At 45.4% G+C, this 23,501-nt stretch carries 22 protein-coding genes and 1 pseudogene; 2 read left to right on the top strand and 21 right to left on the bottom strand.

The window, feature by feature from the left end; all coding sequences use genetic code 11:
• Nucleotide 1: 1 nt before the first annotated feature.
• From rbfA to A8806_RS00675, 9 genes and pseudogenes are all read right to left on the bottom strand, one after another.
• Nucleotides 2–373 carry a 30S ribosome-binding factor RbfA gene (rbfA, locus tag A8806_RS00705; protein ID WP_109729244.1) on the bottom strand — a complete coding sequence of 124 codons (372 nt, stop codon included), beginning with the start codon at nucleotides 371–373 and terminating at the stop codon, nucleotides 2–4.
• A gap of 38 nt (nucleotides 374–411) precedes the next feature.
• Nucleotides 412–2,349 (bottom strand): annotated as a pseudogene (infB, locus tag A8806_RS27105) (translation initiation factor IF-2); the annotation flags it as partial.
• On the bottom strand, nucleotides 2,331–2,852 hold the full coding sequence (locus tag A8806_RS27100; RefSeq protein ID WP_330405205.1) for a hypothetical protein: 522 nt from the start codon (nucleotides 2,850–2,852) through the stop codon (nucleotides 2,331–2,333). The gene A8806_RS27100 and the pseudogene infB, both read right to left, overlap by 19 nt.
• Nucleotides 2,749–3,495: a translation initiation factor IF-2 N-terminal domain-containing protein gene (locus tag A8806_RS27095; protein ID WP_330405204.1), complete on the bottom strand. Its 747-nt coding sequence runs from the start codon at nucleotides 3,493–3,495 to the stop codon at nucleotides 2,749–2,751. Before A8806_RS27095 ends, A8806_RS27100 begins: the two co-directional genes overlap by 104 nt.
• A gap of 14 nt (nucleotides 3,496–3,509) precedes the next feature.
• Nucleotides 3,510–3,839 (bottom strand): L7Ae/L30e/S12e/Gadd45 family ribosomal protein, encoded by a 330-nt coding sequence (locus A8806_RS00695; RefSeq protein WP_347559293.1) that lies wholly within the window; start codon nucleotides 3,837–3,839, stop codon nucleotides 3,510–3,512.
• Nucleotides 3,820–4,074: an RNase P modulator RnpM gene (rnpM, locus tag A8806_RS00690; RefSeq protein ID WP_109729819.1), complete on the bottom strand. Its 255-nt coding sequence runs from the start codon at nucleotides 4,072–4,074 to the stop codon at nucleotides 3,820–3,822. Before rnpM ends, A8806_RS00695 begins: the two co-directional genes overlap by 20 nt.
• 44 nt (nucleotides 4,075–4,118) lie before the next feature.
• The gene (gene nusA, locus A8806_RS00685) at nucleotides 4,119–5,330 is read right to left on the bottom strand and encodes a transcription termination factor NusA (protein ID WP_109729242.1); all 1,212 of its coding nucleotides are present in this window, start codon (nucleotides 5,328–5,330) and stop codon (nucleotides 4,119–4,121) included.
• Between the two features lie 17 nt (nucleotides 5,331–5,347).
• Nucleotides 5,348–5,815: a ribosome maturation factor RimP gene (gene rimP, locus A8806_RS00680; protein ID WP_109729241.1), complete on the bottom strand. Its 468-nt coding sequence runs from the start codon at nucleotides 5,813–5,815 to the stop codon at nucleotides 5,348–5,350.
• A gap of 214 nt (nucleotides 5,816–6,029) precedes the next feature.
• A complete protein-coding gene (locus tag A8806_RS00675; RefSeq protein WP_109729240.1) occupies nucleotides 6,030–7,400 on the bottom strand; it encodes an MATE family efflux transporter in 1,371 nt (456 codons plus the stop codon).
• A 119-nt stretch (nucleotides 7,401–7,519) separates the two neighbouring features.
• On the opposite strand from A8806_RS00675, the gene A8806_RS00670 reads away from it, so the two are divergent.
• Complete coding sequence (locus tag A8806_RS00670) at nucleotides 7,520–8,053, top strand: PadR family transcriptional regulator (RefSeq protein ID WP_109729239.1); 534 nt, start codon at nucleotides 7,520–7,522, stop codon at nucleotides 8,051–8,053.
• 84 nt (nucleotides 8,054–8,137) lie between these two features.
• Here A8806_RS00670 and A8806_RS26035 read toward each other — a convergent pair whose 3' ends face one another.
• From A8806_RS26035 to gpr, 5 genes are all read right to left on the bottom strand, one after another.
• A complete protein-coding gene (locus A8806_RS26035; protein WP_181368529.1) occupies nucleotides 8,138–8,548 on the bottom strand; it encodes a hypothetical protein in 411 nt (136 codons plus the stop codon).
• A gap of 330 nt (nucleotides 8,549–8,878) precedes the next feature.
• Nucleotides 8,879–11,122, bottom strand: a complete 2,244-nt coding sequence (locus tag A8806_RS00660) for a DNA gyrase/topoisomerase IV subunit A (protein WP_109729238.1) — start codon at nucleotides 11,120–11,122, stop codon at nucleotides 8,879–8,881.
• 36 nt (nucleotides 11,123–11,158) lie between these two features.
• A complete protein-coding gene (locus A8806_RS00655; RefSeq protein WP_109729237.1) occupies nucleotides 11,159–13,081 on the bottom strand; it encodes a DNA gyrase/topoisomerase IV subunit B in 1,923 nt (640 codons plus the stop codon).
• 95 nt (nucleotides 13,082–13,176) lie between these two features.
• On the bottom strand, nucleotides 13,177–14,358 hold the full coding sequence (locus tag A8806_RS00650) for a stage II sporulation protein P (RefSeq protein WP_109729236.1): 1,182 nt from the start codon (nucleotides 14,356–14,358) through the stop codon (nucleotides 13,177–13,179).
• Nucleotides 14,359–14,451: 93 nt separating this feature from the next.
• Nucleotides 14,452–15,432 (bottom strand): GPR endopeptidase, encoded by a 981-nt coding sequence (gpr, locus tag A8806_RS00645; protein ID WP_109729818.1) that lies wholly within the window; start codon nucleotides 15,430–15,432, stop codon nucleotides 14,452–14,454.
• A 197-nt stretch (nucleotides 15,433–15,629) separates the two neighbouring features.
• Here gpr and rpsT point away from each other — a divergent pair, with 197 nt between their 5' ends.
• Nucleotides 15,630–15,893, top strand: a complete 264-nt coding sequence (gene rpsT / locus A8806_RS00640) for a 30S ribosomal protein S20 (RefSeq protein ID WP_148481948.1) — start codon at nucleotides 15,630–15,632, stop codon at nucleotides 15,891–15,893.
• A 188-nt stretch (nucleotides 15,894–16,081) separates the two neighbouring features.
• Here rpsT and A8806_RS00635 read toward each other — a convergent pair whose 3' ends face one another.
• From A8806_RS00635 to A8806_RS00605, 7 genes are all read right to left on the bottom strand, one after another.
• A complete protein-coding gene (locus A8806_RS00635; protein ID WP_109729234.1) occupies nucleotides 16,082–16,723 on the bottom strand; it encodes a type I phosphoribosyltransferase in 642 nt (213 codons plus the stop codon).
• Nucleotides 16,724–16,810: 87 nt separating this feature from the next.
• Nucleotides 16,811–18,184, bottom strand: a complete 1,374-nt coding sequence (locus A8806_RS00630; RefSeq protein ID WP_109729817.1) for an MATE family efflux transporter — start codon at nucleotides 18,182–18,184, stop codon at nucleotides 16,811–16,813.
• A 94-nt stretch (nucleotides 18,185–18,278) separates the two neighbouring features.
• Nucleotides 18,279–19,298, bottom strand: a complete 1,020-nt coding sequence (gene ilvC, locus A8806_RS00625; RefSeq protein ID WP_109729233.1) for a ketol-acid reductoisomerase — start codon at nucleotides 19,296–19,298, stop codon at nucleotides 18,279–18,281.
• 157 nt (nucleotides 19,299–19,455) lie between these two features.
• A complete protein-coding gene (ilvN, locus tag A8806_RS00620) occupies nucleotides 19,456–19,956 on the bottom strand; it encodes an acetolactate synthase small subunit (RefSeq protein WP_109729232.1) in 501 nt (166 codons plus the stop codon).
• Between the two features lie 108 nt (nucleotides 19,957–20,064).
• Nucleotides 20,065–20,310, bottom strand: coding sequence for an acyl carrier protein (locus A8806_RS00615; protein WP_242995912.1), 246 nt, complete (start codon nucleotides 20,308–20,310; stop codon nucleotides 20,065–20,067).
• A complete protein-coding gene (locus A8806_RS00610; RefSeq protein ID WP_109729231.1) occupies nucleotides 20,307–21,938 on the bottom strand; it encodes an AMP-binding protein in 1,632 nt (543 codons plus the stop codon). Before A8806_RS00610 ends, A8806_RS00615 begins: the two co-directional genes overlap by 4 nt.
• Entirely contained in the window at nucleotides 21,916–23,496 is a 1,581-nt protein-coding gene (locus A8806_RS00605; protein ID WP_109729230.1) for an HD domain-containing response regulator, read from the bottom strand. Before A8806_RS00605 ends, A8806_RS00610 begins: the two co-directional genes overlap by 23 nt.
• Between the last annotated feature and the right edge of the window lie 5 nt (nucleotides 23,497–23,501).

The following is a 23,501-nucleotide window of genomic DNA, read 5'->3' as shown; positions in this document are numbered from 1 at the left end:
TTTATTCATCCCCGTCTTTCAAATCTCTGGTCAATTCGTCAATTTTTTTGCTCATATTTACTCCGTATTCGATAGACTGATCCATAATGAATTTAATCTCCGGAGTGTTTCTCATATTAATTGTCCTTGCCAGTTCGCGTCTGATAAAGCCTTCCGCGCTCTGGAGACCTTTGATCGTATCCTCCTGTGCCTTTTTATCGCCCAGCACACTGATATATGCTTTACAGGTTTTCAGGTCAGGAGCCACCTCTACAGCCACGACAGAGGTCATAGGGGCCACACGTGGGTCCTTGATTCCTCCGCGCAGGATGTTGCTTAATTCACGCTGCACTTCTGTATTGATTCTTGTATTCTTGATACTGTTTTTTCTCATAAATGCTCCTTCACATAACCGCTGTAAAAACTACGGTCTTATTTTCTTTCTATTTCTACCATCTTGTAGGCTTCTACAAGGTCACCCTCTTTGATGTCATTGAAATTCTCAAATACGAAACCACATTCATATCCTGCCCTTACTTCCTTTACATCATCCTTGAAACGCTTCAATGATGCAAGAGGGCCGTCAAACATTACGACACCGTCACGTGTCAGGCGTACGGAACAGTTTCTTTCAAAAGTACCGTCCTGAACATAGGAACCTGCAATGGTTCCGACGCCGGAGGCTTTGAATGTCTGGCGCACTTCCGCGTGTCCGAGTACCTTTTCTTCGAAGATCGGATCAAGCATACCCTTCATGGCTGCCTCAACATCCTCAATTGCATTATAGATGACTCTGTAAAGTCTCAGGTCAACGCCTTCATGGTCGGCAATTTCTTTCGCGGTAGCATCCGGACGTACATTGAATCCGATGATGATTGCATTGGATGCAGAAGCGAGGATGACGTCTGATTCATTGATCGCCCCAACACCGGCATGAATGATCTTAATAACCACTTCCTCATTGGAAAGCTTCAGGAGGCTCTGCTTCAGGGCTTCTACAGATCCCTGCACGTCTGCTTTTACAACAATGTTCAGTTCCTTTAAGTTTCCTTCCTTGATCTGGGTAAACAGATCATCCAGAGACATCTTGGCTTTTGTATCGTCAAGCAGTTTTACTTTATTCTGTGAAATAAATGTCTCCGCAAAGCTTCTTGCTTCTTTCTCTGTATCGCATCCGACGAAAACTTCTCCTGCATTCGGCACATCGTTCAGTCCGAGGATCTCTACCGGCTGTGAAGGTCCTGCTTCCTTTACTCTGCGTCCCTTGTCATCCATCATGGCTCTTACCTTACCGTGGGCTGAGCCTGCCGCAATGGCATCACCTACGTGAAGCGTACCTTTCTGTACGAGCACTGTTGCAACAGAACCTTTTCCTTTATCCAGTTCGGCCTCGATCACAAGACCTCTTGCCGCACGGTCCGGATTTGCTTTTAGTTCCATCACCTCTGCTGTCAGAAGAATCATTTCCAGAAGATCTTTGATACCTTCTTTTGTGTGTGCTGAAACCGGTACAAAGATTGTGCTTCCGCCCCAGTCCTCAGGAATCAGTTCGTATTCCGCCAGTTCCTGTTTTACTCTGTCAATATTAGCACTTGGCTTATCAATCTTATTAATTGCAACAATGATCTCAATCCCTGCTGCTTTTGCATGGTTGATCGCTTCTACAGTCTGAGGCATAACCCCGTCGTCTGCTGCTACAACAAGGATTGCGATATCTGTTGAACTGGCCCCGCGCATACGCATTGCAGTAAACGCCTCATGTCCCGGAGTATCCAGGAATGTGACTTTTTCCCCGTTTGCTTCTACAACATAAGCACCGATGTGCTGTGTGATGCCGCCGGCCTCACGGTCAATGACATTTGTGTGGCGGATTGCATCCAGAAGGGAAGTCTTACCGTGGTCAACATGACCCATAACGCAGACTACCGGAGGACGTTTTACCATTTTGGTTTCATCTTCATCTTCCTCTTTCAGAAGTTCTTCGATGACATCTATAACCGGTTCTTTCTCGCAGAGTACTTCAAATTCCATTGCGATTTCTTCTGCTGTCTCGTAATCAATCTCCTGATTCACAGTAACGATTTTGCCCTGAAGGAATAGCTTTTTCACAATTGCAGAAGGTACAAGTTTCATCTTGTCAGCAAGCTCCTTGATTGTAAGGACTTCTGGAATAACGATCTGTTTGATCACTTCTTCCTTCTTTTCAACCTGTTTTGGCTGTGGCTTCTGAACTTCAGCCGGTTTGGTTTTCTTGCCTTTTTTCTTGTTGTCGAAATCGCCGTCTTTATATTCTTTTTTCTTATAGTCTTTTTCTTTATCTTTTGCCTTGTTTCTGGATGCCTTCTGCTGCTCTACCAATGGTGTTGGAATCGCATCTCTGTCATCTCTTCTGTTGTCACGGCGTTCCCCCGGACGTGATGCATTATTGCCTGCATAACCGCCCTGACGCTGGCCGTTATTTCCTTGATAGCCGCCTGTACGCTGGCCATTACCCTGATAACCTCCACCTGTGCGCTGGCCGTTGTTTCCCTGATAACCTCCGGTACGCTGGCCGTTATTTCCCTGATAACCTCCGGTACGCTGACCGTTATTTCCCTGATAGCCGCCTCCGGTGCGCTGGCCGTTATTTCCCTGATAGCCGCCTCCGGTACGCTGGCCGTTATTTCCCTGATAACCTCCGGTACGCTGGCCGTTATTTCCCTGATAGCCGCCTCCGGTGCGCTGACCGTTATTTCCCTGATAACCGCCGGTGCGCTGGCCGTTACCCTGCTAGCTGCCTCCGGTACGCTGGCCGTTATTTCCCTGATAGCCGCCTGTACGCTGGCCGTTTCCCTGATAGTTCCCGCTTCCCTGACGCTGGTCATTTCCTGCATAACGGTCCTGTCCGCCGCGGTTATTATTGTATCTCTGGGAACCATCCCCTGTCCTCTGATTCTGAGAATTATATGGTCTCTGTCCGGAAGGCTGGTTCTGTCTCGTTTCCTGAGATGATACTGGCTGTCTGGCTGTATCCTGTGTTCCTGCGGTTCCCTGTGGGCGCTGGTTTGAAGCACCCGCTGTCTGGCTCTGGGCCGGAGCTGCATTTACCGGGCGCTGACCTGCAGGGCCTCCCACTGTCTGCCCCTGTGCTGTTCCCTGTGGACGGTGTCCCCCCACATTTCCTGCCGGACGCTGGCCTGTTGCCCCTTGTGGGCGCTGGCCTGCGGTTCCCTGTGGGCGCTGGCCTTTTGTCCCGCCTGACATGCGTCCTCCGCTCTTGGAGTTCTGCGGGCGGAAAACCTGAACAATATTTTTCTTTTTCGGCGCTGTTTCTTCTCCCGGCTTATCTGCTTCCGGCGCTTTTGCCGCAGGAGTACTCACCTTTTTCCCGCCTTTTCTTAACTCGTCAACCACATCGTCAGATAAAGAACTCATATGGCTCTTCACCTCTACGTTCTTTTTCACTAACACATCCATCAGTTCTTTATTTTCCATCCCCAGCTCTTTAGCCAGTTCATGTACTCTCATTTTTGTCATACTAACTACCTCCTCTATGCAATTGTATTGTCTTTCGTTTCTAAATGTTTTTGAATTCCCTTTGCAAATCCTTTGTCCAATATCGCCAGAGATGCACGGAATTCTTTTCCCATTGCATGCCCTAAGGTATCTTTATCTACGTAAAAATAAATTGGAACCTTATAAAATTCACACATATCCCGAAACTTCTTTTTTGTATTATCTGATGCATCGTCTGCAACGATCACCAGCGCGGCTCTCCCTGACTTTACTTCTTTCTCCGTCATGAATTCCCCGCTCACTGTCTTTCCTGCTTTCGTGGCAAGCCCGACCAGAGATAAGACTTTATTTTGTATCAATCTCATTCATCTCCTTTTCCAGACGCTCGTATACATCCGCCGGAATGGCCTGCTTGAAAGAACGTTCCAGCCCTTTGTTCTTCACTGCCTTCTGGAAACAATCCAGCGAACAGCACAGATAAGCGCCCCGCCCGTTCTTTTTTCCAGTTGCATCTAATACAAATTCCTCTTCTGTTGTACGCAGGATGCGCAGCATTTCCTTTTTCGGCTTCATCTCGCCGCAGCCAACGCATTTACGCATCGGTATTTTTTTATTACTCAATAATTACACCTCTCATATGGTTATTATTCACCATCTGTCTCGATGAATTCTATCTCTTCTATATTTTCATCCTCCGGCGCCTCGTAAATCTCTTCGCTATCCTGTGGATATGCTTCTTCATAACCGTTCTCAAAACCGTCCGAATAGCCATCTTCCATCATTGCCATCTGCTCCATATAGTCTTCAGGAAGTTCACCGGACTCGATCGCCTGAGTTTCGCTCTTGATATCAATCTTGTACCCTGTCAAACGGGCTGCAAGTCTTGCATTCTGACCTTCTTTACCGATTGCCAGTGACAACTGGTAATCAGGTACAATGACACTCGCTGCCTTCTCATCAGGATCTGCCATAACAGAAATGACTTTTGCCGGGCTGAGTGCATTTTCAATCAAAAGCGCCGGATTGTCACTCCAGTTGATGATGTCGATCTTCTCCCCGCGCAGTTCATTCACAACTGCATTAACTCTGGACCCGTTCATTCCTACACAGGCACCTACTGGATCAACATTCTCATCATTGGACCATACTGCCATCTTAGTACGGGAGCCTGCTTCACGGGCTATACTCTTGATTTCTACAGTTCCGTCCTTTACCTCGGCAACTTCTGCCTCGAACAGACGCTTCACAAGTTCCGGATGTGTACGGGATACGAGGATCTTTGGTCCCTTCGGCGTATTCTTTACTTCCACAACATATAATTTGATACGTTCTGTCGGTTTGAAGACTTCACCCTTTACCTGTTCATTCTCTGTCAGCATTGCATCCGCTCTTCCAAGGTTAATACTGATATTTCTTCCCACATAGCGCTGGACAATACCTGTTACGATATCTTTCTCTTTTTCAAAATACTGGTCATATACGACTTTACGTTCTTCTTCCCTGATTTTCTGAAGGATCAGGTTCTTTGCATTCTGCGTTGCGATACGCCCAAAAGACTTTGATTCGATCGGTATCTGTGCAACATCGCCGATCTGAAGTGCGCTGTCCAGCTTCTCTGCATCCTCCAGACTAATCTCAATCGCAGGATCAAATACTTCCTCAACGACTTCCTTCTCTGCATAAACCGCGTAATCACATGTCTCATGATCCATGATTACCTTAATATTATCTGATGTTCCGAAATGATTCTTGCATGCGCTGATAAGTGAATTCTCGATCGCATCCATCATTGTTTCTTTACTGATGTTCTTTTCCTGCTCAAGAATATTCAATGCTTCCAATAATTCTGTATTCATTATTATTTCCTCCTAAATTAAAAATCCAAAGCTAAGCGAATAAGCGCAATCTCACTTTTATCGAATGTCTGAATAGACTCATCCTCGTATTCTATCGTTACAGTGTTCTTGTCATAATCCTTCAATATTCCTACGAATTCTTTCTGGCGGTCGATTGCCCGGTATGTCCGGATCTCAACTTCTTCTCCCAGGCTTCTTTTGAAGTCCTTCTCTTTTTTCAACGGTCTCCCAAGTCCCGGAGAACTCACCTCAAAGATATAAGTATCTTCAATATAATCCTTTTCATCCAGAATATCCGAGAATTTCCTGCTTACTATCTCACAGTCATCCACTGTAATCCCGCCCGGCTTATCAATATAAGCCCGCAAATACCAGGTACCAGCCTCCTTCACATATTCCACATCTACCAGTTCAAACTCCAGATCCTTCACAATCGGCTCTAAAAGTTCTTCTGTCTGCTGTTCATACTGTTCTCTTCTTGACACGCTATACTCCTTTTCTCTGCATTTACTATACTATTATAATCGTTATAATAAGCTGACCGGCTGGCATTGCCCTTAGCAACAAAGAAGAGTGAACTTTCGTTCACTCTTCTGCCGGGTTCCTATGTAACTGTTGTCAAGTATAGCACCTTTTTCCAGTAATTGCAAGAGGTAATTCTCAATTATACAGACAATTGCATCTGCTGAATCACTGCTGTCATACTTCAACAGCACACTGAAACGTTTTTAATTCTTTATGTAGATATACCGCCATGAATACGGCGACAACTGCGGACATCACATCCGCGATTGGCTGGGCATACAAAATCCCGCCTATTCTCCAAACAAGGGGAAGGAACAAGATAACCGGTACAAAACAGATTCCCTGCCTTAAGGCTCCCAGAATGAAACCTTCCCTCGCTTTTCCCAGCGCGAGGAAAAGCGAAGAATATACAGTATAAAATCCGAAAAATATAAACGATATTCCGTTTGCTGTCAATGCTTTTCGTCCTACACGGATCATCTCTATATCATTTTTCGTAAATTGTTCCATTATTTTACCTGAAAAAACCGCCGCCATGATTCCATAAAATATGCAAAAAGCTGTTGACCAAAGAATCATTGTTTTAATTGCCTCCTGCAGCCTTTTGTACTTCCCTGCCCCGTAATTATAACCCGCAATTGGCTGGAACCCTTTGATAAACCCGAACACCATCAGGCTTCCCATAGAAATGATCCTTGTTACATCCCCCATACCGGCAATCACAGAATCGCCATATTCATATCTTTTCGCCTGCATGCTGATCAGCGCGATCGAAAGACTCGTCAATAGCTGGAAAACCAATGTCGGAATTCCGATTTTAAATATCTCAGACATAATCTGCCTTGAAAAACAGCATTTTCTTAAGCTGAAACTGAAATTGCTTTTTTTACTATGTATATAAAAGATATATACCAGTGAGGATATAATCTGCGAGATTGCCGTCGCCACTGCTGCACCCGCAATGCCTAAATGGAATGCATAGATAAAAACCGGATCTAGAATTATATTCAGCAGTGCTCCTGCAAGTAATGCACACATTGTCGTTTTTGCAGCGCCTTCGCTTGTCACAATATTATTCATTGTAACGTTAAAAACATTGAATATAGACGAAATAATATAGATACTCGTATAAGTTACGGCATATGGCAGTATGCTCTCTGTTGCACCTAAAAGTCTTAAAATTGGATTCAGAAACATAACTGTCACCAAAATTATAACCGCTCCGACAGCAATACTGCTGTACAGAGCTGTACTTGCCACCCGGTCTGCCATTTCCTTATCGCCAAGTCCCAGCAGTCTGGATATATAGGACGCTGCCCCATTACCGAACAGCAGCCCTAAGCCGACCACTACCTGCCCGATCGGAAATGCAACAGTAATCGCCCCTGTCTGGCTTGTGCCCAGCCCTCCGACAAAGTAGGCATCTGCAAGGTTATATAAGGCATTTACCATCATACCTATCATCGTAGGAAGACCCAATGCCAGAAGTGCTCTTGGTATCGGTGCACATCCCAGCAGTTCCGTTTTTTTATTACATTCACTCATATTTACTTCTCCTTCTCTTGACATGGAAAATAGAATATAGTACTATATTTTATAGTATTCGGCCGTACGGCATATACTACTATAATTTATAGTACTTGTCAAGAAAAAAGGAGAACCTTATGGCAACAATAGACCTAATCGTATTGGGAATGATAAAAAAAGATGCTTTAAGCGCTTATGATATTCAGAAATTAGTGGAATACCGAAATATATCGAAGTGGGTAAAGATCAGCACACCGTCCATTTATAAAAAAGTAATCCAGCTTGAAGAAAAAGGATATATCAAAGGCAGCATAGTAAAAGAAGGGAAAATGGCTGAAAAGACAGTCTATACCCTGACAGACAGCGGGGCAAATGAATTTGAAAGGCTTATGTTGGAAATAGCCTCCAAACCCATTCATATATTTTTAGACTTTAACGCCGTAATAGTAAATCTAACCAGCCTTTCACCTGAAAATCAAAAGTCATGCTTAACAGAAATAGAGGATCAGGTAAAAACACTAAAGACATATCTGAAAGAAAACATCAGCATAAAAGAAAACCTTCCAGAAATACCTGAAACGGGTATGGCGGTCCTGAAACAACAGTTTATGCTTACACAGGCAATCGAAACCTGGATTACTTCACTGAAACAAGATTTGCATACCTCCTGACATCACGTATCCATTCACACTTTTTTCCGTGAATGGATACGCTGTTCTATCTGGGATTTCATTTCATACATGCAGGCATATTCTTTATAAGACAATTGCTTCCAATCGTTCCACTCTATATCTTAAACCTTCTACATTCATTGACCTGACTTCCCTCCTGAGCTGACAAATATCCTCTTTTAACTCATGATAATGCATGTTGGATTTTTCCTGAACACGGTCTACTTCTGATAAAATAACATTTTCCGCGTACCTTAAATCTTCCTTTGTAACCAAATCTGCGATGTCGTCCTTCGTCACCATATTCCGAATATCTTCTTTCGTCGCCATATTCAGCATGTCTTCCTTTGTTGCCATGTTCTGAATATCTTCTTTCGTCGCCATATTCCGAATATCTTCTTTCGTTGCCATATTCAGCACAACATCTCTCTTTAGTGCCTCGAATTTAGAGTCCATCATCTCCGATAATGCATTTAATAATTCTTTTTCTGCCATAAAACCTCTCCCTTTCTGAATAGTTCCTGCTTTTGAAACACTGCATTTCTCTCCCTGCCATGCTTCATAGCCTGATTTTTTGCCCTGTATCCTGGATTACCCTATCCTTCTCTTTGGGCAGCCCTCCCTGTCAATGTATATATTATAATATGGTCAGACTATCTGCGCAATCAGTTACAACTTCAATTTCAGCAGGAAGCTGATGGATAATACCGTCAGGCGCACATAAAAAGGAGCATAAAACAGCCGGATTACAACTGTTTCATGCTCCTCCTTATATTTTCTTATAAACACACCCAGCCTATTTTAAACCTGTTCTAAAACTTCCGGCTAATTACGTGTTTTCGTCCCCAGAGTGTCTCTGCGCCCTTGTCTTAAACGGTTCAGGGTTACTTCTTTTTCTCCGTATGTTACCTTCGATTCCGTTCCTTCTTCAAATAAGTAGATGTTCTCCAGTTCATCGTTCTTCTGGAGCTTAATTCCTCTAACTCCCACTGCGCCCTTTTTCTTTTCCGGAATCTCTTCCACCGGAAATCTCAGGAAATATCCGCCTTTTGTCTGGAGTACCACATTCTGGTTCTCTGTTACAACGTTTACACTGATCAGGGTGTCTTCTTCCTGCAGTTTTGTTGCAGCAATCGTCCGCTTTGCCACCTGGAACTCTGTTCCTTCCACTTTCTTAATCATTCCCTGTTTTGTTGCAAACAGAAGCTTTGCAAAGCGCATCTGCTCCGCATCACAGACCATGATGATCTGTTCCTCGCTGCTGGAGTAGTTGCTTACATTATCTATCGGTGTTCCTTTATCACGGAACTTTCCATATGGCAGATCCAGCATCTTTACCTGATGCATTCTTCCTGAATCTGTAAAGATACAGATTTTTCCGGTATTCATACAGTGGACAACATATTTATTTTCACTGTCTGCAGCCTCTTTATTTCTCTCATATGCAGCCACGTCAATTGTCTTGGCATAGCCGAAACGATCCATCAGAAAAACAACTTCCTGTTCTTCGATCTTCTTCTCTTCAAAAACGGCTTCTTCCGCATTCTCAATCGCAGTGCGGCGCTTTCTTCCATATTCTTTCTTGTAAGACTCCAATTCTCCGATGATCAGGTCCGCCATAGAGTCATAATTATTCAGGATATCTTCATAGCGGGCAATATTCTTCACTGTCTCGTCGTGTTCTTTCTGGAGAGCCTCAATTTCCAGCCCGATCAGTTTATACAGACGCATCTCCAGGATAGCTGTCGCCTGACGTTCTGTAAATCTGAGGAGGGATGCCATTTTTTTTGAAATCCTTGACTTAAAAGTGATGTTGTCAGTCACACCATTCACAAGACATGCCCGGGCGTCTTTTACAGATTTACTTCCCCTCAGGATTTCGATAATCAGGTCGATGACGTCACATGCCTTGATCAGCCCTTCCTGTACCTCCCGCTTTTCCTGTTCCTTCGCAAGCAGTGTCGTGTACTTTCTGGTCATCAGCTCAAACTGGAAGTCCACATGATGTTCAATGATAGCCTTTAGCCCCAGTGTTTCCGGCCGGTTATCCGCAACTGCGAGCATATTCACACCAAAGGTGTCTTCCAGCCTTGTTTTCTTGTAAAGCATATTTTTCAGATTCTCTACATCAGCACCTTTTTTCAATTCTATGACAATTCGGATTCCTTCTTTAGATGACTGGTTGGAAATATCGACGATATCATTCGTCTTTTTGGTTTCTACCAAATTGCAGACATCGTTGAGGAACTTCCCGATACCGCTTCCAATCATCGTATATGGTATTTCCGTAATGACAAGCTGCTTCTTGCCGCCTTTTAGCTCCTCTACTTCCACCTTGCCGCGCAGCTTGATCTTTCCCTGCCCGGTCTCATAAATATTCAGCAGGTCGTCCTTGTTGACTACAATGCCCCCGGTCGGGAAATCCGGCCCTTTGATATATTTCATCAGCTGTTTAGTACTGATCTGGTCGTTCTTCATATATGCCTTCACAGCGTCGATCACTTCACACAGGTTATGCGTAGGGATACTGGTCGCCATACCCACCGCAATCCCCTCTGCGCCATTGATCAGCAGGTTCGGCACGCGGACAGGCAGGACAATCGGTTCTTTTTCCGTCTCATCAAAGTTCGGGCCAAAATCAATGATATTTTTATCCAGATCTGCCAGATATGCTTCCTGCGTGAATTTTGTGAGCCTTGCCTCTGTGTAACGCATGGCAGCAGCTCCATCCCCCTCAATGGAGCCAAAGTTACCATGTCCGTCTACGAGGATCATTCCTTTTTTAAATTCCTGAGCCATGACTACAAGCGATTCATAGATGGAGCTGTCACCGTGGGGATGGTATTTACCCATCGTATCCCCGACTATACGGGCACACTTTCTGTAAGGCCTGTCATAACGGATGCCAAGCTCGTACATATCATACAGAGTCCTGCGCTGTACCGGCTTTAAGCCATCCCTTACATCAGGCAGTGCTCTTGCGATAATAACACTCATGGCATAATCTATATAAGATTTCTTCATAACCTCTGAATATTCGGTTCTGATAATCTGTGATTCACTACTCATTCTTTTTTCTCCTGTTTCTCAAATACGCCCCTGCTTTTAGATATCTAACTCTGCATCTGCAGCATTTTCATATATAAAACTACGCCTCGGCGGCACCTCTGTCCCCATCAGCATCTCAGTTACACTCGATGCCATGCGTGCATCCTCGATCTCTACGAGCCTCAAAAGCCGTGTCTCCGGGTCCAGTGTCGTCTCCCAGAGCTGGTCCGCATCCATCTCACCAAGACCTTTATATCTCTGGAGTGTAAACGGGCCTTCATGTGTTTTCCTGTATTTTTCCAGAGCCTTGTCATCGTACAGATACTCTTCCTCCCCCTTTTTAGGCATGACCTTATAAAGAGGCGGCATGGCAATATAGACATGACCCTCATAGATCAGCTCCGGCATAAAGCGGTAAAAAAGTGTAAGGAGCAGTGTGGAAATGTGAGCGCCGTCCACATCGGCATCGGCCATAATGATAATTTTATCATAGCGGAGTTTACTGATATCGAAATCGTTACCGTACCCCTCGGAAAATCCACATCCAAACGCATTGATCATCGTCTTGATCTCCGCATTTGCAAGTACCTTATCAATACTCGCCTTTTCCACGTTCAGGATCTTCCCGCGGATCGGGAGGATTGCCTGAAACATACGGTTTCTGGCCGTCTTCGCTGAACCTCCGGCAGAATCTCCTTCGACGATGAAGATTTCACATTTTTTCGCATCCCTGCTCTCACAGTTAGCCAGTTTTCCATTACTGTCAAAAGAATACTTCTGTTTTGTCAGAAGATTCGTCTTTGCCTTTTCTTCTGTCTTTCTGATCTTGGCCGCCTTTTCCGCACAGGACAGCACCTTTTTCAGTGTATCCAGATTCCGGTCAAAATACAGTACAATCTCATCACCGGTCACTTTGCCAGCTGCCTTTGCTGCATCAGGGTTGTCCAGCTTCGTCTTTGTCTGCCCCTCAAACCGCGGGTCCGGGTGCTTAATCGATACAATCGCCGTCATACCGTTTCTGATGTCCGCCCCCGTAAAATTTGGATCCTTTTCTTTCAGGATTCCGAGTTCTTTCGCATACTGGTTCATCACCGTTGTAAAGGTTGTCTTAAAACCGGTCAGATGGGTTCCCCCTTCTGCATTGTAAATATTATTGCAGAATCCCAGCACATTCTCATGAAATTCATTGACATACTGAAGCGCCACCTCAACTTCAATGCCCTCGGAAGTTCCTTTATAATAAATCGGTTCATGGATCGTCTCCTTTTTCTGGTTCAGATCCTTGATAAACCCGATGATGCCATCCGGCTCATGGTATACAATATGCTCCTGTGTCTCCGCCCTCTTATCGTCAAATGTAATCGTAAGCTCCGGATTCAGATATGCTGTCTCATGAAGGCGGCTCTTCACTTCCTCCGAGCGGAATCTGGTCTTTTCAAAGATCGTATCGTCCGGGAGAAAATTCACCTTGGTCCCGGTCTTTCTCGTCCTGCCTATCACAGGGAGTAAACCATCCTCCAGCTCGATCACCGGTATACCGCGCTCAAACCGGTCATGATGGATTTCCCCGTCCCTGAAAACCTGTACGTCCATATAAGCGGAAAGTGCATTGACGACAGATGAACCTACGCCGTGGAGTCCGCCGCTTGTCTTATAAGCGGAATCGTCGAACTTCCCACCCGCATGAAGGGTAGTATAAACGATACGCTCTGCTGATACACCCTTTTTGTGCATGCCGACAGGGACGCCCCGGCCATTGTCCTCAATGGTTGCCGAGCCGTCCTTCTCCAGTGTCACATGAATCTGGGAACAATGCCCTGCCAGATGTTCATCCACGGCATTGTCCACGATTTCATAAATCAAATGATTCAGACCTTTTGTCGAAACACTTCCTATATACATACCGGGTCTTTTCCTGACTGCTTCGAGTCCCTCCAATACAGAAATACTGTCTGCATCATATGTATTTTTATTTCCCATAGTCCCTCTCCTTTTTCATTCATCTCATATTAGCACAAAATGTTAGGGCATTCAAGAATCGAATTATCAAACTCCCCCGGGACCATCACGGAACATTATTCTGTCAATACATGCTGCAGTGTATCCGCAAGGACTTCCATCGCGTTTTTCATCTCTTCCACTGTATTTGTCTGTGCCCCCGCCTCGATCAGAAGTGATTTAGGCAGCAAATGCAGGTTGTACCTGTAGCCTCTAAGGTAGATATGCCTGACAAAACCGGGATGCAGACTCTCGGAAGCCAGTTCCATCTGAAGTGAAAACGCCAGATTATCCTGAATATACGGATTGTAAAGATAAGAAATATCTCCATTCGTTCTCGTCCGGCTTAATCCGTTAAAATACATGATCTTGGCGGTCGGTTTCCCGTTTACCTCGGTAACAAGGTGTGTACCCTCCGCCACACCATCCCTGTGCAGGTCTATCGCCACTTCCAGTGTAGGGTTCGCTTCAATAAGCGGACGGACCGATGCCTCTGCATTTTCGTATGCATTACTCCTGTCGAGCTGTCCGTTGATGATATCATAAACACCGGTATCATGTATAGTCTCTATCCCTTTTTCATTCAAAAGCTGGCATAAATAATCTCCGACCCCTACAATGCTCGTACTTGGATCACCGGGAGTTGAATCGGCAAATTCTTCCTGAGAATGTGTATGGAAAATCAGCACCTTGGGACCGCCCGTACTCTTGTCTATTTTCATACTCCTGCTAAGCAGATCATCAACATTCAGCTGGTCAGGACCAATCATAGTCGAACTGTCCACGGTATAAAAATTACTGAGCAGATAGTCAAAATCCCTCAGTTTCTCAATCGACATATCAATAGGCGACTGTCCCTGCTCCACAGAAGGTTCCTGCTTTGCCAGTGTATCATCCCCTATCAGCTTTCCATTCTCATCTACCATATTTTCATCATCTGCCTGGCTTTTCAGAATCTTTGCTATCGTTTCCTCATCCTCCATCGCAGATTCATAGGGCTTTTTCTGCTCCACATATTTCACAAGGGGAATCCATGAAAGTGCCCTCTCTTTTATCCATTCCGCCGCCGTTGGCCCCGGCTCCTTTTTCAGATATGCCAGACCCGGCATGTACATCTCTTCTGTATATTTCAAAACCATTTTCTGGCTTTCATATTTGAACTCATTCATCCTGTTTTTACTGCATATGTAAAACATACTGAGACAAGCCAGCACGCCAAAAGCAGCCAGAACAATGCGGAGAACTGCTGTTTGTTTCATATACCGCCTTCTTTCCAGAGGAATCCGGGCAAAGGCCGCCTTACAGAGAAGGGGGAAATGCCCTTCTCCATATATATGACCTTCCAATGCTTATTATGCCTGCCCGGCATTGTTAAACAGCAGATTAAGCCCCTCTGATATTGTATAGCTGATCTGTTTCACCATCTCATCCACATCTTTCGGCGTTACAAACATACCATTCAGGTGCGGGGATATCAGTTCTTTTACAAGTTCATACTTCTCCGCAGCATTATAAGTACGCAGAACGTCCCCTACACCTTTAAGCATCTCGGATGTTTCAAGAGCGTTAATCAGATTTTCCATCGTATCATTTACAATGGTTGCGGCATCCACAACCGTAGGCACACCGATTCCGATAACAGGGACCCCCAGCGACTCCTTTGTCAGCCCATTCCTGTGGTTTCCCACACCGGACCCGGGATGTATCCCCGTATCGGCAATCTGAATTGTCCGGTTCAGTCTCCGGCTGTTTCTGGCTGCCAGCGCATCAATCGCAATCACCAGGTCCGGATCCGTTTCATCCACAACCCCCTTCACGATTTCCACCGTCTCCATACCAGTCTGCCCCATAACACCGGGTACTATGGCACTCACCAGATTCGCATGCTCCATCCCCATCGCATATTTTCCATATTCCTTCACAATATGCCTTGTCACACAGAGGTTATCTACGACATGCGGGCCCAAAGCATCCGGCGTCACCTGACGGTTGCCGAGCCCGACAATCAGAACCGACAGGTCTTCTTTATCCATCAGGCCCAGCTTTTCAATGAGTTCCTGGATATAACCCGCCAGCTCCTCAGAAATCTCTCTGTGATACCCTTCATCCGGCACAGCCATGTTCGGAGCCTCCACCGTCAGATAGGTGCCCACCGGCTTGCCCATGACCTTGGCCCCCTTCTCCGTCTCAATGCGTACTCTGGAAATCCGGATCTCCCGTTCCTCATCGTACTCCTCTTCAAGAACAACTCCCTGCACTTCCACGTTGTCTGACTCAAACCGCTCCTTTTCTTCCAGAGCAAGGTCTGTTCTTACACTATACTTTTCCAACATCTTCAAATCCTCGCTTTTCCTTTACCTCATTTTCATTTATTGCTAGTTTTTACAATAATTTAGGAAATATGTATTGACAACCTTTGTTCCTTATCATAAAATGAATGAGTATGTTCCGCTAAGAACGTCCGTGTCCGATTCTTACGGAATCATGAAAATCACTATTTGAAAATTTCACATATTTGGAGGTGTACAGATTGGCTAACATTAAATCTGCTAAAAAGAGAATTTTAGTTAACGAAACAAAAGCTGCAAGAAACAAAGCAATCAAGTCCAGAGTTAAGACTGCCGTAAAGAAAGTAGAGGCTGCAGTAGCACAGAAGGACGCTGCAACAGCAAAGACAGCATTACAGGCTGCCATTAAAGAGATTTCTAAAGCTGGAAGCAAAGGTGTTTATCATAAAAATACCGTTTCAAGAAAAATCTCCCGTTTATCAAAAGCTGTAAACGAGATTGCTTAATTTTTGAAATAATAGAATCAAAGCACCCACTCCCGTCAGGTGGATGCTTTTTTTATTTCATAGGAAAGTACGTCCTATGAAATAAAAAACCCTCCGGGGGACGCGCACTGCGGCGTATAAGGCAGATGTCGCAGAGCGAACGCCGCAGGCGCGAGTTTCGCAAGCGAAACTCTATTTTATGTCAATCTTTATAGTTTCGCATATCCGAAACTGTTAATTAGTCCTTCGATCTTCTGCCCTGCCTTGCACATCGGACATTCATTGGGGGCATATACCTGATAATTCGGCAGGTCTGAGCTTGTAAAGATCGTCTTTACTTCCATCCCGGCTACCTTGGAAATCGCGCTGAACACACAGCAGATCCCACAGACAACGCCGCCGTAATAGAGAACCGATTCGATTGCCTGATAAGCCAGTGCGCCTGTCGCCATCGAATCTGTGAGTATCAGCACCTGCTTTCCCTGGATCATCCTCTGATTGTTATCCCTGAACAGAATCTGGCCGGAAGAATCGAATTCCGGAGTTACCACGGAAATATTATTCCCCCCGCTCATAGACGCATTCGTACTGTCAGCAAGAGCCTCTGCCATGAAAGTACCGATCACCTCGGTATTCTTCAGGCAGACTATTGTATCCACCATCGTATTCATCAGATACTCCGAGGCCAGAGTCCTTGCAGTCTCCCGGGCATTATTGTGGCGTGTTTTAACAGTAGACATGTCAATATAAGTATTCACATGTGAGTGTCTGGTTGCAAAGTGGCCGCTCATAATCTTAATACGGGCCTTGGGGTTCTTCGTTGAGCGAAGATTCATTAATCTTTCATCCATACTGCCATCTCCCTTCTGGTAAAAACAAAAAGCTTTTCCTCAAATCTTACTAATCTTATTTTACCATATACAGGAAGAAAAGTGCAGTTAAATTATTTTTTTCGGGTCCTTCACATCTTTCAGCGCCGGCCAGACTGTAATCAGCATCGTGACAAAGCTGGCAGTCCCCCCGATCGCATTCGATACCGGCTCAGCCCAGAATACGCCTGCGGTCCCCATCCCATTGATCATTGGAAATAAGAGCGTCAAAGGGATGACTATAATCACTTTTCTAAACAGAGAAAAGAAAACAGCCTGCCTGGCACGATTCAGTGCCACATAGGTCGACTGTCCGGAAAACTGCAGCGCCATCATAAAGATACCGCAGAAATAGATCCTCATTGCAGGCACACCAGCCTGAATCAGTTCCGGTTCACTTGTAAACAGGCCCAGAAAGAATGACGGTGCAAAGAAAAGGACAGCCCACATCAGGCAGGTAAATATGATACAGCTCCCTGACATGAATTTGATCGCCTTTTTTACTCTGTCATAACAGCCTGCCCCGTAATTGTAACTAATCACCGGCTGTGCACCGGATGTCAGGCCAGTCACAGGCATAGTGATGATCTCCCTCACAGAATTGATGACCGTCATAATCCCCACATATAAGTCTCCCCCGTACCGGGACAGGGTCGCATTGCAGACAATCTGGACGGCGCCGTTCGTCACGGACATTACGAAACCAGAAGTTCCCAGTGCGGTTATTTCTTTCACAAGAGACTTACTCAGCCGCATAGAACTGCGGTCCAGTGTCAGTATCGCCTTTTCCCCTGTCAGGAATTTCAGAACCCAGACGGCAGAGAGTCCCTGCGAAATAACCGTTGCAATTGCAGCTCCCCTGACCCCCATATGAAAAACAAAAATCAAAAGCGGGTCCAGAATGATATTCGTTACAGCTCCGAGAATGACCGTCAGCATCCCCATCCTGCCAAATCCCTGTGCATTGATAAAATTATTCATGCCCAGACTGATCATGACAAATATCGTTCCGAACAGATAGATTGTGATATAAGAATCCGCATACGGGAAGGTCACATTACTTGCCCCGAACATGTAGAGAAGCGGCTTCTTGAATACAAGGCAGAGAAACATCAGTACTACACCCGTAAGAAGCAGCATGGAAAAAGAATTTCCCATGACTTTCTTTGCCTTCTCTTCCTCATGGGCGCCTCTTGCAATGGAGCACAGAGGTGCCCCGCCCATCCCGAACAAATTTGCAAAAGCCGTGATGACCGTAATAATTGGGAGAGTCAGCCCGATGCCTGTCAGAGCCTCTGCGGATGTATGGGGGATATGACCAATGTAGATTCTGTCTACAATGCTGTAGAGTACATTAATCAGCTGTGCCAGCGTCATAGGGAGTGCGAGCCCCAAAATATTACCGGCAATACTGCCCTGGCTGAAATCATTTTTTTCTGTCACATAAACCACTCTTTCATGCAAGGAAACCCCAGCGCCTGTTATAAGGCGCCGGGGTTCCACGTATTTTTCTAATCTCCCGTCATTCCTGAAAAGATTAGTTATTGATCAGCTTATCTTCATCACTCCAGCTGTAAAGCTTTCTTACTTCCTCGCCGACTTTCTCCGCCGGATGCTCAGCTGCAAGCTTTCTCATCGCTCTGAAGTGAGCCTGGCCGCCTGCTTCTGACATATCAAGCAGGAAGTCTTTTGCAAATGTACCGTCCTGAATGTCGCTTAAGATCTTCTTCATGTTCTTCTTAGTCTCGTCTGTAATGATCTTAGGTCCTGTTATATAATCACCATACTCAGCTGTGTTAGAGATAGAATATCTCATTCCTGAGAATCCTGACTGATAGATCAGGTCAACAATCAGCTTCATCTCATGGATACATTCAAAGTAAGCATTTCTCGGATCATATCCTGCTTCTACCAGAGTCTCGAATCCTGCCTGCATCAGTGCACATACACCACCGCAAAGAACTGCCTGCTCTCCGAAAAGGTCTGTCTCTGTCTCTGTTCTGAATGTTGTCTCTAATACACCTGCTCTTGCCCCACCGATTCCGAGTGCATATGCCAGTGCCTTATCAAGAGCCTTTCCTGATGCATCCTGCTGTACAGCTACAAGACAAGGAACACCCTTTCCTGCCTGGTACTCACTTCTTACAGTGTGTCCCGGTCCCTTAGGCGCGATCATAGTAACGTCTACATACGGAGGCGGTACGATCTGTCCGAAGTGGATTGCAAAGCCGTGTGCGAACATCAGCATATTGCCTTCTTCCAGATTTGGCTCAATGTCTTTTTTGTACATTGCAGCCTGTTTCTCATCGTTGATCAGAATCATGATGATATCTGCTTTCTTAGCAGCCTCTGCTGCCGTAAATACCTCGAATCCCTGTTCTTCTGCTTTCTTCCATGACTTGCTGCCCTCATAAAGACCGATGATAACGCTGCATCCTGATTCTTTTAAGTTCAAAGCATGTGCGTGTCCCTGGCTTCCGTAACCAATAACTGCGATTGTCTTGCCTTCTAACATGGAAAGGTTACAATCTTCCTGATAATAAATTTTTGCTGCCATTTTAATCTTCCTCCTAATTCTTTTTCATCAGAGCTTTTGTCTGATGATACATTACTTTGTATTGAACATCCCCTGCCCAATAGATTTATGAGTTAAAGGCGCTCTGCCTCTAGCTTCCGGTAGTCTTACCTGCACTTTTCCACGGTACCGGCCATACTCAGTCGATGAATGTGACGTCCTTGATGCCTCTCGCCAGACCGGTGATTCCTGTTCTTGCCAGTTCCAGAATCTCATATCCGTCCAGAAGATTCAAAAATGCTTCCAGCTTGGACTGGTTCCCTGTCAGTTCGATGATCATGGACTCCTTCTCGACATCTACAATCTTGGCCCTGAAGATATCTGCGATAGAGATTACTTCCGGACGCTGTGCAGCGTTGGCGCGGATCTTCACCATAATCAGCTCCCGGTAAACGGATTCCCCGTCTTTGAGGACTTTGATTTCAATGACATCCTCCAGCTTGCGGACCTGCTTCTCAATCTGGGAAAGGATCAGCTCATCTCCGCTTGCCACTACAGTGATTCTTGTAAATCTTGGATCTGCAGTCATGCCTGCAGTGATACTGTCAATGCTGTAGCCTCTTCTGCTGAAAAGACCCGCAATCCGGCTCAGTACACCTGGATTGTTATCAACCAGCAATGAATAAACCTGTCTTCTCATATGCTTCCCTACTTTCTTAAACAACTTCAGAAATGCAAAAACAGAGTGCGTTCTGTTTTTTAATCATATCAAGTTCCATTTTCTTTGTCAAGAGCTTTTCAGAATTTCTTATTTTTTATCTGCTTCCCATTTCTTCATATACTGAATAACATCTCTCACTACCATAAGGTTGCGGACATCCTTCATCGGTATCTCCGCCTGAAATCTTTCTTCAAATGCACATACAAGGTTTGCTACATCCATTGAATTCAGCGCCAGGTCCTTCACAAACTCTGTATCCATCGTCAGGTGCTGTACGCCTGTCACCTCATCTACAATTTCTTCTACGATGTGCAGCATTTCCTCCTCTGTCATAGGCTCACCTTCCTTCTCTGGATTTTCTGCATAGACGTTTTCTGAAACTCTGACTCTGAGAGTTTCACAGACTGGATCCTTTTGTAGACAGGCAGTCTGCTGTTCAGTCTTGTAATCTCCTCCTGAATATTTTCCAAAATTTTGTAGTTGTCCGTCTCATCCGTTTTACTCATATCTACACAGATCAGTGCGGACAGTCTCACTTCGTCCGGCGCATTTCCCGTACTTTCTCCATATACCATGACTTCCTTTACAAGAGGAATCTGGTGGATATAGGCTTCCAGTTCCTCAGGCACGACTTTTTTTCCGTTGTTAAACACAATCAGATTCTTTTTTCTTCCACAGATGAACAGGAATCCTTTCCTGTCCAGATAGCCGATATCTCCGGTATGGAACCAGCCGTCCGTAAAACTCTCTTCCGTAATTCCGGGATTTTTATAGTATTCTTTAAACACGCAGGGGCCTTTCACAAGAATCTCCCCGTCTGCAATCTTCATTTCGATTCCCGGAAGCAGAAGTCCTACAGAGTTGATTCTGTTTTGTCCGCGGATACTGTTGCTGATCAGCGGACTGCACTCTGTAATCCCGTATCCCTGAAGCAGGTCGATGCCATAGGCTGTGTATTCCTCCGCTATCTTTTCGTTCAAATGTGCGCCTCCACAGCAGATTGTTTTGAGAGAATCCCCCATGATTTCTTTCATCCCGTTTACAAGGACCGGCTTTTTCAGAAATACACTCTTACGGAACCTCTCCACGGCCTGTTCTGTCTGTTCCCGGATCCCCAGTTTTTCCTGCACACGGTGTATCTCTTTTAAGAGGTTTTCCAGAACAAGCGGCACTGCCATGATAATTTCCGGGCTATATAACTTAATATCGCGGAACAAAGTCTTCAGATTGCCGTTGATACAGATATTCTGGCCGTGGGCAAGTATGTTCAGTATGCCACAGCCCAGCGAATAGGTATGGTAAAGCGGGAGCGGGTTGAACATCCGGTCTTCCAGCTTTACGGAAGCCTGACAGCAGCAGGCATCATACATCATGTTGTAATGGCTTAAGACTACCGCTTTGGACACACTCGTCGTACCCGATGTGTAGACGATCGCAAGCGGCGTCTCTTTCTCCACCCTTTTCCCAAAGCTAAAATCCCGGATTCCTGCCACTGATACAGCGTCACGCCCTTCCCGGATCATCTGCACGAAATCACTCTCCATCGGAATGGCGAATCCATTCTGCCAGCCATCGAATGCCGGCAGGAACTCCTTCTGGGCAATAACAAAGGAAGCGTCTGCAAAATCAGCCAGATTTACAATTTCATTCTCCGGCTGCTCAACATCAATCGGAACTCCAACGGAACCGATGCAGCCGGCAGCACAGAATGCAACGATCCATTCATAGGAGTTTTCCCCTACAATCCCGATATGCTTTCCGGCCATTTTTCTCTGTGCCATCATATATGCGGCGCCCTGCACGTCTTTAACGAATTCCCCGTATGTAACACTCAGCTCTTCCCGGTCTCTCCCGAACATAGTAATAGCTTTCTTTTCTGTATAGAGGTCCTTTACCTCCAACAGACATTCCGGAAGGGTTTCATATACTTTTACATCTCTATATAATGTCTTCTGTTCCATAATCCGCATATCTCCCTTTGTTATTTTCTTCATAAGTCCACTGCAGTTCCCCACATATCGTATCGTAATCTTCCAACACTTCTAAAAATGCATCCACAAGGCATGGGTCAAACTGACTGCCTTTCCCTGTCCTGAGCTGTACCACCGCCTGATCAAAAGAAAGCCTCTTTCTGTAATGCCTGTCTGACATCATTGCATCAAAGGCATCTGCAATCGATATGATCCTTGCCTCCTTCGGAATTCCTTCCCCCATCCGCTTTTTCGGATAACCGGTCCCGTCGAAACGCTCGTGGTGGGCACAAACGATATCACCGATTGCATTAAACATGTCCATGCAGGCCAGAATATTTGCCCCGATTCCCGGATGCTTCTTTATTTCCGCAAATTCGTTTTCCGTCAGCCGGTCCGGTTTGCTTAAAATAGCATCAGATACACCAATCTTCCCGACATCATGCAAAAGCCCGGCGATACGGACTCTGTTAATAAACACTTTGTCGTCAGATACTTTCTTTGCAAGTTCCACCCCGTAAAATGATACTCTGTCGGAATGCCCCCTCGTATACAGATCCTTCGCATCCACCAGAAGACGCAGCGCCTCTACTGTCTGCATAAAACTGTCCCGCAGTCTTTTATTCATGCTCGAAAGTCTGACATTATTTGCGTTCAGCAGGATTTTCAACAGTGCATTGCGAAGCGCAGTTGTAACCTGTTCCGCATAAACCGAAAGCAGAGCCTCCATCGTGATATCAGGACGTTCTTCCATCTCCGCCCCGAGCACACCAAGTATCATCTCATTTTTTCCAAGAAGCGGTACCAGCAGTACATGTTTTTCATCCTGAAAAATAATTCTGCGCTCATTCAGACTCTGTCTGATCACCCCCACCACTTCAGGATAATTTTCTCTTTCAAATTCGAAAAAAGACATCTCATATTTTCCGGCCCCCCGGTAAATATCCGCAGGCAGCTCAGCTGTATCAATATCAGTCAGTATGCTGTCCGGTTTCACCCATACAAAGCAGTCCTGAGATCTTGTCAGTTCCTTTAATTCAGTCAGGACCTGTCTGCACAGTTCATCCACCGGGAGCATCTGGTGCAGATGCGGGATTGCTGTCAGAATGCTGGACAATCCATCCTGGTAGCGGTAAATGGTATTAATATGGCGGATACATTTTACACAGCTTTCCACAAGCAGTTCCAACTGGTCATACCTGCTGCTTTTTTCACAATATCCCTGAATTTCCAACTCCCGGATCGTATTAAGGGGCGGTGCCAGTTCCTTGTGGCCCGTCAGCATGATCACATAGATTCTCTGATCGAATTTCCTGAGCCTCGCCACCACTTCGTCCCCACAGACTGGTGTCATAATAAAATCCAGAATCAGAATATCATAATGCTCTTCTTCCATCTGCCTCAGCGCTTCCAGTGGGTTCTCCTGTGTCACCACCTCATAGCCCTTTGTCCGGAAATTAGCCCCCAAAGCCTCCAGGATATTCCTGTCATCATCAAGAATAAACATTTTAAATCCATTTTTTTCTTTTCCAGCTCTATTCTTACGCATGTTTC

Source organism: Faecalicatena orotica, assembly GCF_003149245.1.
GTDB lineage: Bacteria > Bacillota > Clostridia > Lachnospirales > Lachnospiraceae > Faecalicatena_A > Faecalicatena_A orotica.
Note: the sequence above shows the minus strand (reverse complement) of the source record. Positions and strands in the feature narration are given on the sequence as shown.

Excerpts from the sequence above, each read along its gene's own strand:
- A8806_RS27095 (WP_330405204.1), bottom strand. The coding sequence starts at position 3,495 with ATGACAAAAATGAGAGTACATGAACTGGCTAAAGAGCTGGGGATGGAA.
- A8806_RS00610 (WP_109729231.1), bottom strand. The coding sequence starts at position 21,938 with ATGGAACAGAAGACATTATATAGAGATGTAAAAGTATATGAAACCCTT.
- ilvN (WP_109729232.1), bottom strand. The coding sequence starts at position 19,956 with ATGAGAAGACAGGTTTATTCATTGCTGGTTGATAACAATCCAGGTGTA.
- A8806_RS26035 (WP_181368529.1), bottom strand. The coding sequence starts at position 8,548 with ATGGCAGAAAAAGAATTATTAAATGCATTATCGGAGATGATGGACTCT.
- A8806_RS00675 (WP_109729240.1), bottom strand. The coding sequence starts at position 7,400 with ATGAGTGAATGTAATAAAAAAACGGAACTGCTGGGATGTGCACCGATA.
- A8806_RS00605 (WP_109729230.1), bottom strand. The coding sequence starts at position 23,496 with ATGCGTAAGAATAGAGCTGGAAAAGAAAAAAATGGATTTAAAATGTTT.
- A8806_RS00615 (WP_242995912.1), bottom strand. The coding sequence starts at position 20,310 with ATGACAGAGGAGGAAATGCTGCACATCGTAGAAGAAATTGTAGATGAG.
- gpr (WP_109729818.1), bottom strand. The coding sequence starts at position 15,432 with ATGTTGGAAAAGTATAGTGTAAGAACAGACCTTGCTCTGGAAGAAAAG.
- A8806_RS00660 (WP_109729238.1), bottom strand. The coding sequence starts at position 11,122 with ATGAGTAGTGAATCACAGATTATCAGAACCGAATATTCAGAGGTTATG.
- A8806_RS27100 (WP_330405205.1), bottom strand. The coding sequence starts at position 2,852 with ATGCAGGAAATGACCAGCGTCAGGGAAGCGGGAACTATCAGGGAAACG.
- rnpM (WP_109729819.1), bottom strand. The coding sequence starts at position 4,074 with ATGCGTAAATGCGTTGGCTGCGGCGAGATGAAGCCGAAAAAGGAAATG.
- A8806_RS00655 (WP_109729237.1), bottom strand. The coding sequence starts at position 13,081 with ATGGGAAATAAAAATACATATGATGCAGACAGTATTTCTGTATTGGAG.
- A8806_RS00635 (WP_109729234.1), bottom strand. The coding sequence starts at position 16,723 with ATGGATGAAAGATTAATGAATCTTCGCTCAACGAAGAACCCCAAGGCC.
- nusA (WP_109729242.1), bottom strand. The coding sequence starts at position 5,330 with ATGAATACAGAATTATTGGAAGCATTGAATATTCTTGAGCAGGAAAAG.
- A8806_RS00695 (WP_347559293.1), bottom strand. The coding sequence starts at position 3,839 with ATGAGATTGATACAAAATAAAGTCTTATCTCTGGTCGGGCTTGCCACG.
- ilvC (WP_109729233.1), bottom strand. The coding sequence starts at position 19,298 with ATGGCAGCAAAAATTTATTATCAGGAAGATTGTAACCTTTCCATGTTA.
- A8806_RS00650 (WP_109729236.1), bottom strand. The coding sequence starts at position 14,358 with ATGAAACAAACAGCAGTTCTCCGCATTGTTCTGGCTGCTTTTGGCGTG.
- rbfA (WP_109729244.1), bottom strand. The coding sequence starts at position 373 with ATGAGAAAAAACAGTATCAAGAATACAAGAATCAATACAGAAGTGCAG.
- A8806_RS00670 (WP_109729239.1), top strand. The coding sequence starts at position 7,520 with ATGGCAACAATAGACCTAATCGTATTGGGAATGATAAAAAAAGATGCT.